14 protein-coding genes are annotated in these 16700 nt (G+C 71.8%); 4 read left to right on the forward strand and 10 right to left on the reverse strand.

The genetic code is table 11. The annotated features are described in order from the left end of the window. Nucleotides 1-106: 106 nt before the first annotated feature. Nucleotides 107-781, reverse strand: coding sequence for a hypothetical protein (locus AB0K52_RS17670; RefSeq protein WP_363533110.1), 675 nt, complete (start codon nt 779-781; stop codon nt 107-109). A 194-nt stretch (nt 782-975) separates the two neighbouring features. Here AB0K52_RS17670 and AB0K52_RS17675 point away from each other — a divergent pair, with 194 nt between their 5' ends. Together AB0K52_RS17675 and AB0K52_RS17680 are read left to right on the forward strand one after the other, a co-directional pair. Beyond that, nucleotides 976-2421 carry an aldehyde dehydrogenase family protein gene (locus AB0K52_RS17675; RefSeq protein ID WP_363533113.1) on the forward strand — a complete coding sequence of 482 codons (1446 nt, stop codon included), beginning with the start codon at nt 976-978 and terminating at the stop codon, nt 2419-2421. A gap of 190 nt (nt 2422-2611) precedes the next feature. Then, nucleotides 2612-3598: a hypothetical protein gene (locus AB0K52_RS17680; protein ID WP_363533115.1), complete on the forward strand. Its 987-nt coding sequence runs from the start codon at nt 2612-2614 to the stop codon at nt 3596-3598. 112 nt (nt 3599-3710) lie between these two features. On the opposite strand, the gene pstB is transcribed toward AB0K52_RS17680, so the two are convergent. The 8 genes from pstB to AB0K52_RS17720 all read right to left on the reverse strand — a co-directional run bounded on the left by pstB (nt 3711) and on the right by AB0K52_RS17720 (nt 13568). Beyond that, nucleotides 3711-4532 carry a phosphate ABC transporter ATP-binding protein PstB gene (gene pstB, locus AB0K52_RS17685; protein WP_363533469.1) on the reverse strand — a complete coding sequence of 274 codons (822 nt, stop codon included), beginning with the start codon at nt 4530-4532 and terminating at the stop codon, nt 3711-3713. A 207-nt stretch (nt 4533-4739) separates the two neighbouring features. Beyond that, nucleotides 4740-5591: a DUF6042 family protein gene (locus tag AB0K52_RS17690; protein WP_363533118.1), complete on the reverse strand. Its 852-nt coding sequence runs from the start codon at nt 5589-5591 to the stop codon at nt 4740-4742. Nucleotides 5592-5897: 306 nt separating this feature from the next. Then, nucleotides 5898-6086 (reverse strand): hypothetical protein, encoded by a 189-nt coding sequence (locus AB0K52_RS17695; protein ID WP_363533121.1) that lies wholly within the window; start codon nt 6084-6086, stop codon nt 5898-5900. 134 nt (nt 6087-6220) lie between these two features. Further along, nucleotides 6221-8020, reverse strand: a complete 1800-nt coding sequence (locus AB0K52_RS17700; RefSeq protein WP_363533123.1) for an NHL domain-containing thioredoxin family protein — start codon at nt 8018-8020, stop codon at nt 6221-6223. A 195-nt stretch (nt 8021-8215) separates the two neighbouring features. Then, nucleotides 8216-9700 (reverse strand): hypothetical protein, encoded by a 1485-nt coding sequence (locus AB0K52_RS17705; protein ID WP_363533126.1) that lies wholly within the window; start codon nt 9698-9700, stop codon nt 8216-8218. 413 nt (nt 9701-10113) lie between these two features. Then, entirely contained in the window at nt 10114-11433 is a 1320-nt protein-coding gene (locus AB0K52_RS17710; RefSeq protein ID WP_363533128.1) for a dihydrolipoamide acetyltransferase family protein, read from the reverse strand. Nucleotides 11434-11442: 9 nt separating this feature from the next. Continuing rightward, the gene (locus tag AB0K52_RS17715) at nt 11443-12417 is read right to left on the reverse strand and encodes an alpha-ketoacid dehydrogenase subunit beta (protein ID WP_363533131.1); all 975 of its coding nucleotides are present in this window, start codon (nt 12415-12417) and stop codon (nt 11443-11445) included. Continuing rightward, nucleotides 12414-13568 (reverse strand): thiamine pyrophosphate-dependent dehydrogenase E1 component subunit alpha, encoded by a 1155-nt coding sequence (locus AB0K52_RS17720; RefSeq protein WP_363533134.1) that lies wholly within the window; start codon nt 13566-13568, stop codon nt 12414-12416. The genes AB0K52_RS17715 and AB0K52_RS17720 overlap by 4 nt, the downstream gene beginning before the upstream one ends. Nucleotides 13569-13758: 190 nt before the next feature. Here AB0K52_RS17720 and AB0K52_RS17725 point away from each other — a divergent pair, with 190 nt between their 5' ends. Both AB0K52_RS17725 and AB0K52_RS17730 read left to right on the forward strand, forming a co-directional pair. Next, nucleotides 13759-14547 carry a hypothetical protein gene (locus tag AB0K52_RS17725; protein ID WP_363533137.1) on the forward strand — a complete coding sequence of 263 codons (789 nt, stop codon included), beginning with the start codon at nt 13759-13761 and terminating at the stop codon, nt 14545-14547. Between the two features lie 150 nt (nt 14548-14697). Next, the gene (locus AB0K52_RS17730; RefSeq protein WP_363533140.1) at nt 14698-15582 is read left to right on the forward strand and encodes a hypothetical protein; all 885 of its coding nucleotides are present in this window, start codon (nt 14698-14700) and stop codon (nt 15580-15582) included. 141 nt (nt 15583-15723) lie between these two features. On the opposite strand, the gene ddaH is transcribed toward AB0K52_RS17730, so the two are convergent. Then, nucleotides 15724-16572 carry a dimethylargininase gene (gene ddaH, locus AB0K52_RS17735; RefSeq protein WP_363533143.1) on the reverse strand — a complete coding sequence of 283 codons (849 nt, stop codon included), beginning with the start codon at nt 16570-16572 and terminating at the stop codon, nt 15724-15726. Nucleotides 16573-16700 lie beyond the last annotated feature (128 nt).

Consider the following 16700-nt stretch of genomic DNA (forward strand, 5'->3'; position numbering starts at 1 on the left):
TCATTCGGAATGCACCACTTCGGGATGCAAAAGCCAACCAGCAGAACACGAAGAGGCGGCGCGACCTGAGTCGCGCCGCCTCTTCGGCTGCCTTCGGCGGCGGTCCCTACTGGGGCGCCTGGGGCCACGGGTTCTGCTGGGTCGCCGGGGGCGCCTGCGGGGCCGCCTGTGGGGCCGCGGGCTGCTGCCCGGTCGGGTAGCCCTGCGGCGCCGGGGCGGCGGGCTGCGCGGTGGCGGCCGAGCCGGGGACCATCACCGCGCCGGCGGCGAACAGGCCGTACGCGGCCACCAGGAGCAGCGCGCCGATCCAGGCCGAGGCGTCCGAGCCGGCGTCGCCGTCCGGCAGCGACAGCAGGTCGTACAGGAAGCCGGCGAGGAACAGGCCCGCGCCCGCGACCGTCAGGGCCTTCCAAAGGGTCCGCAGCTTCTCTCCGGCGAACAGCGTCAGCGCGAACATGACGATCACGCCCGTCAGGATCGACGGGAGGCCGAACAGGTGGCCGGCCACGTCGACCTGCAGCTCGGTGCCGTCGCTCGTGCCGGCGATGAGACCGGCGAGGACCAGCGCGCCGAGGCCGCACAGGCCCAGGATCGCGGGCATGGAGGGCACGCCGAGCTTGTCGAACAGCGACGGGGCCGGGGGAGCGTACGCCGCGTACTGCTGCTGGGCCTGGTACTGCGCCTGCGGCGAGGCGTAGGGCGCCTGAGGGTACGCCTGCTGTTGGGGCTGACCGGAGGTCGGCTGCTGCGGATACCCCGCACCTGATTGCTGTTCACTCATGCCCTCATCATGCCTTGAGCGGGCAAATGAGCGCACCCGGGTTGCGAAGCCTCCACCCGGGAAAACACGCGCGGGCGCGCGGGCGCGACCGGACCCGTCTCAGGCCCTTCCGGTTTCGCGCCGCGCCCGGCGGCGATCGGATCGGCACGCCCCAACCGCAGCGCCGCACGCGCTCGAACCCGTAGGCTGGAAGCATGTCGCAACGTCTCCGTCCCGTTTCGCCGATTTGGGTGGCAGGCCGTCCGCAGCACGGCGAGGAGGAGTTCTTCGTCACCCACCCCTATGACGAGTCCCCTGTGGGCGCCACCTCGTGGGCGACCGCCGGGCAGGTGGAGGCCGCCGTCGCCGCCGCCTCGGGAGCCGCCCGCGAATGCGCGGCCCTGCCCGCGCACGTCCGGGCCGAGGCCCTCGAGCACGTGCGCCGCCGCCTCGACGAGGAGGCCGAGACGTGCGCCGAGCTCATCACCGCCGAATCGGGCAAGCCCATCGCGTGGTCGCGCGTCGAGGTGCGGCGCGCCGTCTCGACGTTCCGGTGGGCGGCCGAGGAGGCCCGGCGGTTCGTCGGCGACGTGCAGCGGCTCGACACGGACCCGACCGCCGAAGGCCGCCTGGCGCTGGTGCGGCGCTTCCCGCGCGGGCCCGTGCTCGGCATCTCCCCGTTCAACTTCCCGCTGAACCTCGTGGCGCACAAGGTCGGGCCCGCGATCGCGGCGGGCTGCCCGATCGTCGTCAAACCGGCCCCGGCGACCCCGCTCTCGGCGCTCCACCTCGGCGCCCTGTTCTCCGAGACGGACCTGCCGCCCGCGATGCTCTCGGTCCTGCCGGTGCCCGACCACCGCGCCGACCAGCTCGTGGACGACCCGCGCCTGCCCGTCGTCTCCTTCACCGGCTCCGGGCCGGTGGGCAAGCAGATCCTGCGCCGCATCCCCGACAAGCACGTGACGCTCGAACTCGGCGGGAACGCCGCCGTCCTCGTCAGCGCCGACTACCCCAAGCGGGACTGGGCGGCCGAGCGGATCGCGATGTTCGGCAACTACCAGGCCGGGCAGTCCTGCATCGCCGTGCAGCGCGTCTTCATCGAGGCGCCCGCCTACGCCGACATGGCCGCCCGCATCACCGAGCAGGTCAAGGCCCTGCCCTCGGGCGACCCGAACGACCCGTCGTGCAAGGTCGGGCCGCTCATCAGCGCCGACGCCGCCGCGCGGGTCGAGGCCTGGATCGAAGAGGCCGTCGACGAGGGCGCGAAGGTCCTGTGCGGCGGCGCCCCGCGCGAAGGCTCCCTCATCGAGCCGACCGTGCTCGCCAACGTCCGCCCCGACGCGAAGGTCCTGCGCGAGGAGGTGTTCGGGCCCGTGCTCGTCCTCGCGAGCGTCGACGGCTTCGAGACCGGGCTCGCCGCGATCAACGACTCCCGGTACGGGCTCCAGGCCGGGGTCTTCACCGAGAGCCTGCCGCAGGCGATGCTCGCCCACCGCACCCTCGACGTCGGCGGCGTCATCATCGGCGACGTGCCCTCGTTCCGGGCCGAACAGATGCCCTACGGCGGCGTCAAAGGCTCCGGCGTGGGCCGCGAAGGCGTGCGGTCGGCCATGGAGGACTACACGGTCGAACGCGTGGTCGTCCTTCCGGACACTCTTTGAGCCGCTGATTCGGGCGGGCGGGCACCGGCCGCCACGCCCGGGCCCGAACCCGATGCGCGGTGCGTTGCCTCGCACCCGGGCACGGGCGGGGGCGTTCGCGCACACGCGTCCCCGCTGAGCTGCGACATTCCTTACTCGGAGCCGACCCCGGATCGCCGGAACGTTGACAAGCCCCTATAGCGTGGCTGACATGACTGTCCCTCCGAATTACGGTCCCCCGCCGGAGCAGCCGCAAACCCCCGGCTACGGATACCAGTCGCCGTACGGCGGCGGCCAGAACCCTTACGGCGGCCAGCCCCAGCAGCCGGCCTACGGCGCAGGCGGCGGACAGCAGCCGCCCTACGGCGGCGGAGGGCAGCCCCCCTACGGCCAGGAATCCGGGAGCCCCTACGGCGGCCCGGCCCTCCCGCCCGAACCGCCCAAGCGGAACCTCGGCCTCATCGGCGGCATCGTCGTCGGCGCCACCGTCCTCGTGCTCGGCGCCGTCCTGCTCGTCACCATGAACATCAAGGGCAATGAGAAGGACACCGCCGAAGGCGGCGAGGACACCTCCGCGTCCGCCTCCGAGAACGAGAACACGCCCGACGACGAGGCGACCACGCCCGCCGAGGAGACCGACTCCGAAGTCGGCCAGTGCCTCCCCTACGAGTCGGAGGTCGACGGCAGCGGCCTCGGCCCCCTCGTCGACTGCGGCAGCGCCGACGCGTTCTGGGAGATCACCGCCCAGACCTACGACGCCGCCGACATCGCCGTCGACGAGGAGGGCAACCTCGCCGACGCCGCCCCCGTCTACGCGATGTGCGGCGACACCTGGGGCACCAACGTCCTCGGCGAGGCCTGGACGAAGTGGGACTACGTCTACTCCTCCGGCAAGCTCGACTCGCTGTACTGCCTCCAGGCCGTCGGCAACCCCGACCCGGCCGAACCCGCGCACCTGCCGGTCATGCCCGACGTGGGCGACTGCTTCGACGACAGCGACAGCTGGTGGAGCATCGACTGCGGCTCCGACCTCGCGCTCTACACCGTCGTCGACACGATCATGCTCGACGAGCCCGTCGCCGACATGAGCGACGACGACAAGGCCGCCCAGGGCGGCGAATGCGTCAGCGACTGGTACTGGGCGGTCACCGACATGGAGGGCCGCACCCACGGCTTCGTCTGCGGCGACGACCTCTAGCACCGCACGAGGGGGGCGGCCTGACGGCCGCCCCCTCTTCGTATGCCTGGCTCCGGGCACGGGAACGGCGGCGCGGACCCCTCGACCGCGCCGCCGTAAGCCCATTGCCGCCCTAGCCGAAGCGGCCGGTGATGTAGTCCTCGGTGCGCGAGTCGGACGGGTTGGAGAACAGGCGCTGCGTCTCGTCGAACTCGACGAGGAATCCGTACCGCTCGCCCGCGTCGTCGACCGCCGCCGAGAAGAACGCCGTCGCGTCGGAGACGCGCGCCGCCTGCTGCATGTTGTGCGTGACGATCACGATCGTGTAGTCGCGCACCAGCTCGGTCATGAGCTCCTCGATGCGCGCGGTCGCGATCGGGTCGAGCGCCGAGCACGGCTCGTCCATGAGCAGGACCTCCGGCTGCACGGCGATCGCGCGGGCGATGCACAGGCGCTGCTGCTGGCCGCCCGAGAGGGCCAGGGCGCTCTTCTTGAGGTTGTCCTTGACCTCGTCCCACAGCGCGGCGCCGCGGAGCGCCTGCTCGACGCGGTCGGCCAGGTTGTCCTTCATGCCGTTGATGCGCAGGCCGTAGGCGACGTTGTCGAAGATCGACTTCGGGAACGGGTTCGCCTTCTGGAAGACCATGCCGATGTGGCGGCGCACCGCGATCGGGTCGACGCCCGAACCGTAGATGTCCTGGCCGTGGAAGGAGATGGACCCGGAGACCTTCGCGCCCGGGATGAGGTCGTTCATGCGGTTGATCGACCGCAGCACCGTCGACTTGCCGCAGCCCGACGGGCCGATCATCGCGGTGATCTGGTTGCGCGCCACCGGCAGCGACACGTCGCGGACGGCGTGGACGCGCCCGTAGTGGATGTCGACGCCCTTGAGGTCGATGACCGTCTCGGTCTGCGTCGGGGCACCCGTGCGGCCCTGCGGGGCGAGGCCCGCGATGGGGGCCTGGGCGCGGGTACCAGTCTCGTTCACGGTCACGCGAACTCCAATCACCGAATGTCAACCGCCGTTAACGTGTCCTGCCCTCATGGAACGCCATCGAGGTGCACGCAGGTGAACGCGAAGGTGAACTGAGCGTGAATGGAATGCGGTCCGCGTCGCATCCGTCCAGTCGCCGTTCAGAGCGGACCGGACAACAGGGACGACTCAGGCGTGCTCGGGCGGCAGCAGCTCGTCGTTCGGGTAGCCGCCGAGCAGGTCGTCGGAGGCGGTGAGCGTGAACTCCTCCGCGATCCCGACCTGGCCCAGGTCGACCGACCCGGCCACGTCCCCGTCCTCGGCGAGCTCCATGAGCATCCCCCGGATCACCGGGGCCGGGACGCCCGCGTCCTCGGCGAGCGCGGCCAGGCTCACCTGCACGGTGGCCGACTTCGCGCCGCCGGGCAGCGTGAAGCGGCCCTCGTCGTCGAACTCGTACTCGATCCCCCCGACCCGGCGGATCGCGATCGCCGTCAGCTCCTCGAGGTCGCCGCGCTGGTCGGCGGCCTCCTCGATGGCCTCGACCTTGTCGAAGGCGAGCACGTCGAACGGGTTGATGTAGAGCATGGGCGCGACGTAGAGCTTCCCGTCGCGCATCTCGGAGCGGTACAGGCCCAGGGCGAGCAGGAACTCCAGGAGGTCGCGCACGGTGTGCGGCACGGGCAGGCCGGCGCGGCGGCAGTGGGTGGTGAAGGTGTCGATGCGCTCGCTGCGCTCGGCGGTGGCCCGGTCGTACTCCTCGCGGGCCTCCTTCTCGATGACCTCCTGAGACGCGCCCAGGTGGTGCTCGGAGGCCTCGGCGATCCAGTCGTCCACGTCGCCCGGGTCGCACCAGACGGGCTCGTTCCAAATGTCGTCCTCGGGGAAGGCGTCGGCCCACCAGCTCGCGGGGAACGGGTTCACGGAGGGGACAGTGCGGAACAGCTCGATACTGCACGGCATGATGCGGATCCAGGCTGGGTGCATCGGGGCTTGGACGGGGCCGTTCTCGTCGCCGAAAGGCCGCTCGAAAGATTCCACTCATCGACGGTATCAGCGCGGTGCGACGCGGCCGCGCCGCTGGGGCGCGACTTCGCTTTCAGCGTAGCGGCGCGGAGGGAGCCGTCCCGGCGCGGTGATGCCAGGTGCCGCTCAGTGCCCGTTGAGTGCCCGTTCGCGGCGCGCCCCTGCGGGATGCGCCGGCGCCGGGACGGCCCTTCGCGCGTCGGGCTTGCCGGCCCCGTCCGCGGCCGCTGCGGGCCGCCGGCGGAGGGACGCGCCTCTCGCGTCCGGGCCGACGTTACTCCGCGGCGAGCCCGCGGGATTCGGCCGGACGGCCCGCTCGGGCTAGCCGTTCAGGCGAGTGAGGTCGGGCTCGAAGTCGGCGAGGCTGCCGGCGTACTCCGGGGTGAGGTACTCGAGGGTGCGGACCTGCTGCTCGAGCAGCTTGCCCACGGTGACGATCTGATCGGCGGCGTTGAGCACCAGCCAGTGCTCGTGGTCGGAGTAGCGTTCTTCCACCGGCGCCAAGGTCACAGCGGTTTCCTCCCTGATAGGACGTGCTTCAGTGCGATCCGAACAACGTAATGCGCAATGAGGACCGTGCGGATCCATGACACGCGACGCGCAGGTGAAATACCTGTGCCGCAGGAGATCACACGAGTTCGGGGCTAGTCGCGCAGCACCAGCCGCAGCGTCGAGACGCCGTCCTCGGCGATCTCGATCGGGATGCCCCAGTCCTGTCGGGTGAGGTGGCACGCGGGGTGCGCCGCCTCGGCGTCGCACGTCGCCGCTTGGGCGACGACCTGCAGGACGCCCTGCCCCAGCCCAGCCGCGAGCACGAGGTCGCGGCCGAGCTCCTCGCCCTTGCCCGCGCCCTCGGCGAGGAGCTGGGGCGGGTCGGCCGAGACGCTGACCTGGATCGGGGAGCCGAAGGTGTAGTCGAGCTTCTGGCCCGCGGCCGGCTCGAAGAGGACCTCGAGGCGCAGCGCGCCGGGCGCGACCTTCGTGCGCTTGCGGGTGACGCGGTGGTGCTGCCCGGAGACGGCGGCTGCACCGAGGTCGGGCGCGGTGAGGCGGTGCGCGGCCGATTCGACGACGAACACCTTGCCGCCCAGGACGATCACGTCGCTGGGCTCGGCGAGGCCCGCGGCGAGGGTGGCGACGGTCGCGGTCTCCGGGTCGTAGGCGCGGAGGGCGCCGTTGTAGGTGTCCGCGACGGCGATCCGCCCGTCGGGGAGCACGGCGAGGCCGAGCGGGTGCTGCATGAGGGCGTCGGCGGCGGGGCCGTCCACATGCCCGAAGTCGAAGAGGCCTTGGCCGACAGCGGTGTGCATCGCGCCGTCCTCGACGTACCGGAGCGCGGAGGTCTCGGAGTCGACGAGCCAGAGCCGGTCGCCCGCGGCGGCGAGCCCGGACGGCTGCGCCATCCACACCTGGTCGAGCGGGCCGTCCTTGAGGCTCTCGACGGTGGTGCCCGCGTACACGCCCGCGGTGCCGGCGAGCGGGTCGAAGTACCAGAGCTGGTGGATGCCGGCCATGGCGACGACCAGCTTGCCCTCGAACCAGGCGAGGTCCCAGGGCGAGGACAGGTCCGCCTCGAGGGCGGCGCTGGTCCCGTTGTCCATGCGCCACTGCTTGCCGGTCCCCGCGACGGTGGTGACGGCCCCGTCGGCGAGGCGGACCCCGCGCAGGAGGTGGTTCACGGTGTCGGCGACGACGAGGTCGTACCCGACCTCGGCCGCGACTTCGGCGGGGAGGAGCGCGAGGCCCTGCGGTTCGTTGAACCGGGCCTCGGCCCCGTCGGCGCGGCCGCGCTCCCCGGTGCCGATCACCGACACGACGGTCTCGAGATCGGGGGCCAAGCGGACCAGGCGGTGGCGGGCCGAGTCGGAGACCAGGACGTCCCCGCCCGGCAGCTCGATCGCCTTGCCGGGGAAGCGGAGCGCGGTCTCGGCGGGCGGCGCGGCCACGTACGGGCTGCCCTCGGGGTCGAGGGTGCCGCGGGCGGTGTGGGTGGCGACGAGGTCGCCGATGATCGCGTCGAGGGCCTCGACGTGGCCTTCACCGGCCATGGTGGACACCGCGTAGCCCTCGGGGTCGAGGACGACGAGGGTGGGCCAGGCGCGGGCGGCGTAGGCGTCCCAGGTCTTGAGGTCGGGGTCGTCGAGGACTGGGTGCTCGACGCCGTAGCGCTCGACGGCCGCGGCGAGGGCCTGCGGGTCGCGCTCGTGCTCGAACTTCGGGGAGTGGACGCCGATGATGACGAGGGCGTCGCCGTACTTCTCCTCGAGCGGGCGGAGCTCATCGAGGACATGGAGGCAGTTGATGCAGCAGAAGGTCCAGAAGTCGAGAATCGCAACTTTGCCGCGCAGGCTCTCGAGGTCGAGTCGACGGCCACCGGTGTTGAGCCAGCCGCGGCCGACGAGCTCGGCGCCGCGGACGCGGGACTGCTTGCTGGGCTGTGCCATCGGGCGAGCGTAGCTCGCAAGCGGTCCGTGCTTCGTGCACGGCGGCCCATTTTGAAGCGGCCTCACATTACGTTTCGGGCCGACGGGGTTACCCCGTCGGCCCGAAACGATGTCGTACCCACCCGGTATTTTTGAACCAGGGGTCCCTTTAGGCCGGATTTATCATCTTTTATCGGCCCATCGGGTGGTTTGTGGTTAAGACTCGTCGTCGGTCGGTTCGCCGCCGCCTTCGCCTTCGGCGGGGGCGCCGAGGAGGGTCAGGCAGTAGACGTCCTCGCCGACGGTGAGGGTCTCGCGGCCCGCGTCGGCGCATTCCTGGCCGTCGCCGACCTTCTGGACGATCTCGTAGTCCTCGCCCTCCTTGGCGTCGGCGCAGTCGATCGCCTCGGCCTGGTCGCCGCTCGTGTGGCGGACGCAGCCGTTCTCTTCGAACTTCGGCGCGGCGAACAGCAGGAAGTACACGCCCACACCGGCCGCGACCACGACCAGCGCGGCCACGATCGCCAGGATCGGCAGCAGCTTCTTCTTGCCGCCGCCCTGCTCGGGCACCGGACCGGTCGCGTAGCCCGGGGGCACGGACCCGGGCGGCATGCCCGGCTGCGAGTACTGCGCGCCCATCGCGGGCTGCGACTGCGCGGCCTGGTTCGGGTCGTAGCCCGGGGCCATCGCGGGCGGCTCGCTGTGCGGGTTGTGCGCGCCGATGATGAGCTTCTGGGTGTCGTCCGACTGCGTCGGCGGCAGCGGGGCGGCCGGAGGCGGCGGGGCCTGGTAGGCCGACTGCGGCTGCGCGTACGGGTTGGCCGCGGGGGGCGGCGGGGGCGGGACCGCGCCGGACGACTGGACCGGGCTCGGCGCCGGCGGCTGCGGGGCGGCCTGGTTGGCGAGCGGGTTCGGCGGGGGCGAGGGCCATGCCGAAGAGGGCGTCTGGGCCTGCTCGCCGTAGGGCGCGGGGGCGTTGAAGCCCGAGACGCCTTGGGGCGGCAGCACCTGCGTGTGCTCTTCGTACGGGTCCGCGGCGGGGGCGGGCGGGGCCGCCGGGGCCGGGGTGGACGGCTGCGAGGGACCGAGGCGCAGGATCTGCGTGCCGTCCTCATCGAACTGCGCGCCCGACGGCGACGCCTGCGGGGCAGGCGGTTCCGGGGCGGCGGGGGCGACCTGCTCGGGCGCGGTGTCGGCGGCGGGAGCGGCCGGGATGTCGATGTTGATCGAGGCGGCGGTCGGGATCGCCTGCGTGGCGCCTTCATCCACAGAGGGCGCCTGCGGAGCGGCCTGCGGCGCTTCGGGTTCCGGCGCGGGGGCCGGGACGTCGGCGGCGGGGGCGGCCGGGATCTCGGCGTCCGCGAGAGCGGAGGTCGGGACTGCGGCGGTGACGCCTTCGTCGATCGAGGGCGCGGCGGGGGCCTCGGGAGCGGGGGCTTCGTCCTGGGGCGCTTCGGGTTCCGGAGCGGCCTCGGCAGGAGCGGGTTCGGCCGGAGCGGCCTCGGCGGGTGCGGCCTCGGCCTGCGGCGCGGGTTCGGCCGGGCGCTCGTCGGCAGCGGGGGCCTCGGGGGCGGCGCCCGCGTCGGGGCTCGCCGGCTCGGGGCTCGGGGCCGCGGCGTCGGTCGCGGGGACCGGTTCGGCGGCGTTCTGGTCTTCGCTGCCCTCGCCCTTTTCAGGCGGGTTGCCTTGCTCGGAGGTCACGGCTGCTCCTCAATGCTGCTTCCGGCCTGGCGTCTTGGGGGCACGCCAGACGCGTCACACGGTACCGCAGCGGCGCTTGCGATCACTCGACAGGGTTACTGAGCGGGAGCCGGAAGGCCTTGCGGGCGGGGAGGCGGCGCTCGGGAGTGGAGGGTGCGAAAAAGGCCGGGTGCCAGCGGTTGCCCACCCCTCATGGCAATCGCGGCACCCGGCCGGTGTGAGAACCCCCTGGAGAGGGTCTCAATGGTGCGGGAACTCGGCGCTGTCCTCCGCACCAATGGGAGGAGATAAAGTTCGCGGTCTCAGCTGTCTGAGACGGTCGGAAGCTTCGAAGTTATGTTTCCTCGTTGTTTCCGTGCCTCAATTACAACACCGAATGCTGGGATCCGCCAACGATTCGTCGGTGCCCTTGATCACGTCCAGGCGAGCAGTGTTTCCCCTGGATGCTGCAGGAACGCGCCGACGTCGGCGAGGAACTGCGAACCCAGTTCCCCGTCGATGAGCCGGTGGTCGAAGGACAGTCCGAGGGTGGTCACCTGGCGGACGGCGATCTCGCCCTCGTGCACCCACGGCTGCGGCCGGACGGCGCCGAACACGAGGATCGCCGACTCCCCCGGAGGGAGGATCGGGGTGCCCGTGTCGATGCCGAAGACGCCGACGTTGGTGATCGAGACGGTGCCGCCGGCCATGTCGGCCGGGGTGGTCTTCCCCTCGCGGGCGGTGCGCGCCAGCGAGGTGAGGGCCTCGGCGAGTTCGACCAGGGTCAGGTCCTGGGCGGCCTTGACGTTCGGGACGACCAGGCCGCGCGGGGTGGCGGCGGCGATGCCGAGGTTCACGTCGTGCTTGACGACGATCTCCTGGGCCGCTTCGTCCCACTGGGCGTTGATCATCGGGTGGCGGCGGGCGGCCAGGAGGACCGCCTTGGCCACGAACAGCAGCGGCGTGACCTTGACGTCGGCGAACTCCTTGCGCGCCTTGAACTCCTTGACCGTCTCCATCATGCCGGTGACGTCGCAGGTGAGGAAGACCGTGGCGTGCGGGGCGGTGAACGCGGAGGCGACCATGTTCTGCGCGGTGAGCTTGCGGACGCCCTTGATGGGGATGCGCTGGTCTTCCGCGGACGCCGTGATCTTCACCGGGGCCGCCGCAGCCGGGGCGGCCACGGCTGCTTCGACGTCGGCGCGGGAGACCGTGCCGTTCGGGCCGGTCGGGACGACCGTCGCGAGGTCGACGCCGAGGTCCTTGGCGAGCTTGCGCACCGGGGGCTTGGCGAGCACCGGTCCGGACGCGGCGGGTGCCGCGGCCGGGGCCGGTGCGGGGGCCGGCGGTGCGACGGGCGCGGGCGCCGCCGGGGCGGGCGCGGCGGCGGCCGCGGGGGCGTCGCCGGTGCGGCGCTTGCGGCGCTTCGACCCGGCCTCGCGGGCGCCGTAGCCGACGAGGTTCGGCGTGCGCTCGTCCTTCTTCTTCTCGGCCGGGGGCGCTTCGGCGCCTTCGACCTCGAAGCTGGCGAGCGGCTTGCCGACGTCGATGGTCTCGCCCGCTTCGGCGTGGTGCTCGGCGAGCACCCCGTCGTAGGGGCTGGGCACCTCGACGAGGGCCTTGGCGGTCTCGACCTCCACGAACGGCTGGTTGAGCTTGACCTCGCCGCCCGGCTCCACGAGCCACGCGGCGACTTCGCCCTCGGTGAGTCCCTCACCGAGGTCGGGCAGGTTGAACGTGATCCTCTGACCCATGTCCGCTCCTCAGTACTCGAGCGACCGGTCGACGGCGTCGAGCACCCGGTCCAGGTTCGGAAGGTAGTCGTCTTCGAGGCGGCTCGCCGGATAAGGGACGTCATAGCCGGTCACCCGCAGGACGGGGGACTCCAGGGAGTAGAAGCACTCCTCGGAGAGGCGCGCGGCGACCTCGGCGCCGACGCCGATGTTGCCGGGCGCTTCGTGCACGACGACGGCGCGGCCGGTCTTGCGCACGGAGGCGAAGAGCGGCTCCCAGTCGATCGGGGAGAGCGAGCGCAGGTCGATGACCTCGAGGTCGAGGCCCTCTTCGGCCGCCGCGGCGGCGGCGTTCATCGCCACGTCCACGGTGGGGCCGTAGGCGATGAGGGTCGCGGTGCGGCCCTCGCGGAGGGTGCGGGCGCGGTACAGGTCCAGGCCGGCGCTCTCGGTGTCGACGTCGTCCTTGGAGTGGTAGCGGCGCTTGGGCTCGAAGAAGATCACCGGGTCGTCCCCGGCGGCGGCCTGCTGGATCATCCAGTAGGCGTCGTTCGGGTTCGAGCAGGTGACCACCTTGAGGCCGGCGGTGTGCGCGAAGTACGCCTCGGGGGATTCCGAGTGGTGCTCGATCGCGCCGATACCGCCGCCGTAGGGGATGCGCACGACCACGGGCAGGCGCACGCGCCCACCGGAGCGGTTGGGGATCTTCGCGAGCTGGGATACCAGCTGGTCGAAGGCGGGGTAGACGAAGCCGTCGAACTGGATCTCGCAGATCGGCCGGTAGCCGCGCAGGGCGAGGCCGATCGCGGTGCCGATGATGCCGGATTCGGCGAGCGGGGTGTCGATGATGCGGTCGGACCCGAAGTCCTTCTGCAGGCCGTCGGTGACGCGGAAGACGCCGCCGAGGCGGCCCACGTCCTCGCCCATGACGAGCGACTTCGGCTGGTCCTCCAGGACGCGGCGCAGGCCTTCGTTCAAGGCCTTGATCATGGACATGGTGGTCATCGGACGTCGCTCCCTTCCTCGAGGGAGGCCTGGAACTCGACCGCCTCCGCCCGCTGGGCCGCGATGCCGGGGGGCATCTCGGCGTACACGTTGTCGAACATCTCGGTCACCTCCGGGTCGGTGAGCGCCATGACGCGGGCGCGCAGCGCCCGGACCTGCTCGCCGGCCTCGGTGTCGACCGCGGCGAAGTAGGACTCGTCGGCGAGGCCTTCGGCGCTGAGCCACTTGCGGTAGCGGACGATCGGGTCCTTCGCGCGCCAGAAGTCCAGCTCGGCCTCGTCGCGGTAGCGCGTGGCGTCGTCGGACGTGGTGTGGGGCTGCATCCGGTAGGTGTAGGCCTCCACGAGGCTGGGGCCCTCGCCGCGGCGGGCGCGGTCGAGCGCGGCCTGGGTGACCGCGTAGGTGGCCAGGACGTCGTTGCCGTCCACGAGGGTGCCCGGGACGCCGAAGCCCTCGGCGCGGCGGTACGGCGGCAGCCGGAACTGGCGGGCGTTCGTCTCCGAGATCGCGTACTGGTTGTTCTGGCAGAACAGCACCAGCGGGGAGTTGAACACCCCGGCCCAGATGAGCGCCTCGTTGAAGTCGCCTTCGCTGGTGGCGCCGTCGCCGTGGTAGACCACGACGGCCTCGCCGTCGTCGTTGCCGACCGCGCCGTCCATGGCCACGCCCATGGCATAGCCGGCGGCGTGGAGGGTCTGCGAGGCGATGACGATCGCGTACATGTTGAAGCGGTCGGCGGCCACGTCGCGGCCGCCGAGGTCGGTCCCGCGGAAGAGCGCGAACGACGAGATGAGGTCGATCCCCCGGCACCATTGGACGCCGAGCTCCCGGTAGGCCGGGAAGACCGTGTCCTGCGGTTTGAGGGCCCGGCCGGAGCCGACCTGGGCGGCCTCCTGGCCGAGGAGGCTCGGCCACAGGCCGAGCTGCCCCTGGCGCTGCAGGGCGGTGCCCTGGGCGTCCAGTTCGCGGGTGATGACGAGGTCGCGGTAGAGGCCGCGGTACTCGTCGTCGGTGAGGGTGATGTCGTAGTCGGGATGCTTGACGCGCTGACCCTCCGGAGTCAGCAGTTGCACGAACTCTGGTTCGTTCGCTGAGGCGGGTTTCGGACGGCTCTTGGCCGTCTTCTTGGCAGGACGCGGTGTGTCGCCCATTGATGCCTCCTCATATTCGTATTCCGGTGTATCCAAGCATCCCAAAGTCTTGGGTGGTGTGCGCCATAGCCGCCGTCCCATTACTATTCGGGACGAGAGACTGACGCACAGTAGTGATCGGTCGAGCCATCGACATCATCGGTCCTGAACGGCCGTTTCGTCGCACGGGGGTGGCGGGAAGGAGCGCGCGGTGCGCGGCAAAGGCAGCGACCAGGGGGGACACTGGCCGGTGGGCATCTGGTTCGCCATGGTCGGCGTGAGCGCCGGGACCGTGGCGGCCTTCTCGCTGATCGGTTGGACCTTCGCGAAGGACCTCTACGGCGGCGGCGACGGCATCGAGCCGCTCGACTACGAACCTCAGACGGTGGTCATCGAAGCCGAGACCCCCGACCCTGTAGGCGTGGCGGGCGGGGACGGCGGGCCGCTCGGCCCCGGCCCGGAACCGCGGATCGCCATCAGTCCGGCCGCCGAGCCGCAGGCCGAGCGGATCGGCGAGGCCGACGACGCGGGCGGCGCCCCGCGCGAACCGGACGACGGACGCGTCCCTGAGAGCGCGCCGCCGCAGCTGGTCCCGGTCGAGGAAGAGGACGGCCCGTGTCCGCCCGAGGAATCGGGCGAGGACGAGACGCCCGGCGGCACTGGAGACGACGAGTCGCCCGCCTGGCCCGACCACTGGAGCGGCGACTGGGAGGACCTCCGCGACTGGGACGCGATCGACCTCGACGAACTCGGACTCGACATCGAGCTCGACCTCAAACTCGACCGAGCCGTCGAACTCGAAGCCGAGGCCCGGAGCGAGGCCGAATCGCAGGAGCAGCCCGACGTCGACCTCGACGCGGCACTCGACGCCGAGACCCGGGGCGAGGTCGAAGCCGACCGCGAGACCCGTAACCGCGAGGCGCTCGTGCCCGAACTGGAACTCGAGCCCCTTGACCAGCAGGATCTCGGCCCCGACACCGGCCTCGCGCCCGAGGACTGAACCCTCGCTGGACGATCCGGCTCGCCCGAAGGAGTGAGTTGTGGGGAAGGCCACCTCGTAGCCGTAACTTGCATATGCGGATTGCCGTTACTCCTTCCGAGAGCGCGTCGCAATTGCGGGCGCACACGGATTTCTGTGGGGTGCAAGCAGATGGACCTTTTCTCCCGCACGATGCTCGCCTGTTCGGCCGAGGCGGGCCTGACCTCGACGGCACTCGCCCGGCACGTCCCGCTCCTGCGACGCAACATCGGGTCCGGAGACCAGGTGTCCCTGCTGAGCCGCTGCGTCGGCTCCGACGGCCTCGGCAGCGGCGACCACGTCCTGATGCTCACCGGCGAGCGCATGGTCGTCACCCGCCAGTCGCGACTCCTCGGCCGCGTCCGCCTCTGCCTCGACGCGCCCGTCGCCGCGATCGAGAACCTGCGCTGGTCGGCCGACCCGGCCGGACCCGGCGTCGAACTCAACTTCACCGTCCTCGAAGGACCGGGCGCGACCGAGCCGCACCGCTGGCACTTCTGGCTCCCCGCCACGCACGCCAAGCGGGTCTGGCGCATCGACGCGCTCCTGGCGCGCGCGTTCCGCCGTCCCAAGGCCGACGCCCGGCCCGCCGCCGACCGCCTCGGCAGCGCTTCGGCGTTCGCCGACCTCGGCCTGGTCGAGGACGCGGTGTCGCTGGACCACAACGAGGACACGGTCGCGCTGCCGCGGACCGAGAACACCGTCTCGCTCAAGCGGATCTCCCTGATGCGCACCGCCTTGGCCGACGTGCTCCCTGTCGGCGCCGGCCACCCGACGAGCCCGTTCCCCGCCCCGGACCCGCGCCTCACCACCTCGGCCGCGGTGCCCGCGCAGCGGCGCCAGCCGTCGCCGCGTTCGTTCCTGCCGCCGGTCGTGGCGGCCGAGGAGCGCCCGGCGCCGCCCGTGCGCGCCGTCGCCGACGACACTGCGATCAACGGCCCCCGGACCCGCGCGCCCCGGCCGACCGGCTTCCAGCCGAGCGGCCTCGAGACCACGATGTCCCTCAATCCCTGCTGAGACCGGGATGCGGGCGGCGGGGCGGCTCCCGCGCGCCCTGGCAGGTCGCGGCCCGCATCCTTGAGACCCGATCCCCCCCGAAGCCCGAGGGCCGGGCGCCAGCGTTCGCTGGCGCACCGGCCCTCGGTCGGTGCTACGGGGTTACGGGCGCAGTTCGGCGGTGCAGCACTTGACTGAGCCGCCGCCCTTCTTGAGCTCGGAGAGGTCGACGGGGACGGTCTCGTACCCGGCGTCGTTGAGCTTGCGGGCGAAACCGGCGGCCTCGGCGTTGACGACGACGTTGCGACCGTCGGACACGAAGTTCAGGCCGAACCCGGCGGCGTCCTCGGCGTCGGCGATCACCGCGTCGGGGAAGAGCCGCTCGAGCAGGAGGCGGCTGCCGGGGGCGAAGGCCTCCGGGAAGTAGGCGATGTTGTCGTCGTCGAGGGGCGCGAGCGCGGTGTCGAGGTGGTAGTAGCTCGGGTCGATCAGGCGCAGCGAGACGACGGGGCGGCCGAAGACGTCGGCGGCCTCGGCGTGCGCGCGGGCGTCGGTGCGGAAGCCCCAGCCGGCGAGGATGAGCTCGCGGCCGGGCAGGTAGGTGAAGTCGCCTTCGCCCTCGTTGATGAATTCGGGCTCGGCGTACTTCCAGCCGGAGGTGCGGTACCACTTCTCGTGGGCGTCGGCCTCGGGGCGGCGTTCGGGGTAGCGGAAGCTCGCACCGTAGGCGATGCCGTCGACGACGAAGGCGCCGTTGGCGGCGTAGACCATGTCGGGCAGGCCGGGCTCGGGCTCGAGGCGCACGACCTCGTGGCCGAGGGCGGTGTAGGCGTCGACGAGGGCTTCCCACTGGGCGCAGGCGAGCGCGGCGTCGACGGGGGCGGTCGTGTCCATCCAAGGGTTGATGGCGTACTCGACGGCGTAGTAGGCGGGGCGGCACATGAGGTACGTGCGGCGGCCGGGCGACCGGGTCGCGGGCGCCGCGGCAGGTGAAGAACGGTGTTTCTCCATGGCGCGAGTTTAGACAGCCGAAGCCTCGCCAGTCCCGCCCGAGGGCTAAGGACACACCGGAGAGTGGCCGACATGCCCCACCAGGCAACGTCGCCTCGACCGAACGGCGGGGGCGGATGGGCCGAAAG

It is taken from the genome of Glycomyces sp. NPDC049804, from assembly GCF_040674615.1.
GTDB lineage: Bacteria > Actinomycetota > Actinomycetes > Mycobacteriales > Micromonosporaceae > Glycomyces > Glycomyces niveus.

Bases quoted from the DNA above. Each gene is read 5' to 3' on its own strand.
- AB0K52_RS17670 (WP_363533110.1), bottom strand. From the start codon at position 781: ATGAGTGAACAGCAATCAGGTGCGGGGTATCCGCAGCAGCCGACCTCC.
- AB0K52_RS17675 (WP_363533113.1), top strand. From the start codon at position 976: ATGTCGCAACGTCTCCGTCCCGTTTCGCCGATTTGGGTGGCAGGCCGT.
- AB0K52_RS17680 (WP_363533115.1), top strand. From the start codon at position 2,612: ATGACTGTCCCTCCGAATTACGGTCCCCCGCCGGAGCAGCCGCAAACC.
- AB0K52_RS17700 (WP_363533123.1), bottom strand. From the start codon at position 8,020: ATGGCACAGCCCAGCAAGCAGTCCCGCGTCCGCGGCGCCGAGCTCGTC.
- AB0K52_RS17710 (WP_363533128.1), bottom strand. From the start codon at position 11,433: ATGGGTCAGAGGATCACGTTCAACCTGCCCGACCTCGGTGAGGGACTC.
- AB0K52_RS17715 (WP_363533131.1), bottom strand. From the start codon at position 12,417: ATGACCACCATGTCCATGATCAAGGCCTTGAACGAAGGCCTGCGCCGC.
- AB0K52_RS17720 (WP_363533134.1), bottom strand. From the start codon at position 13,568: ATGGGCGACACACCGCGTCCTGCCAAGAAGACGGCCAAGAGCCGTCCG.
- AB0K52_RS17730 (WP_363533140.1), top strand. From the start codon at position 14,698: ATGGACCTTTTCTCCCGCACGATGCTCGCCTGTTCGGCCGAGGCGGGC.
- ddaH (WP_363533143.1), bottom strand. From the start codon at position 16,572: ATGGAGAAACACCGTTCTTCACCTGCCGCGGCGCCCGCGACCCGGTCG.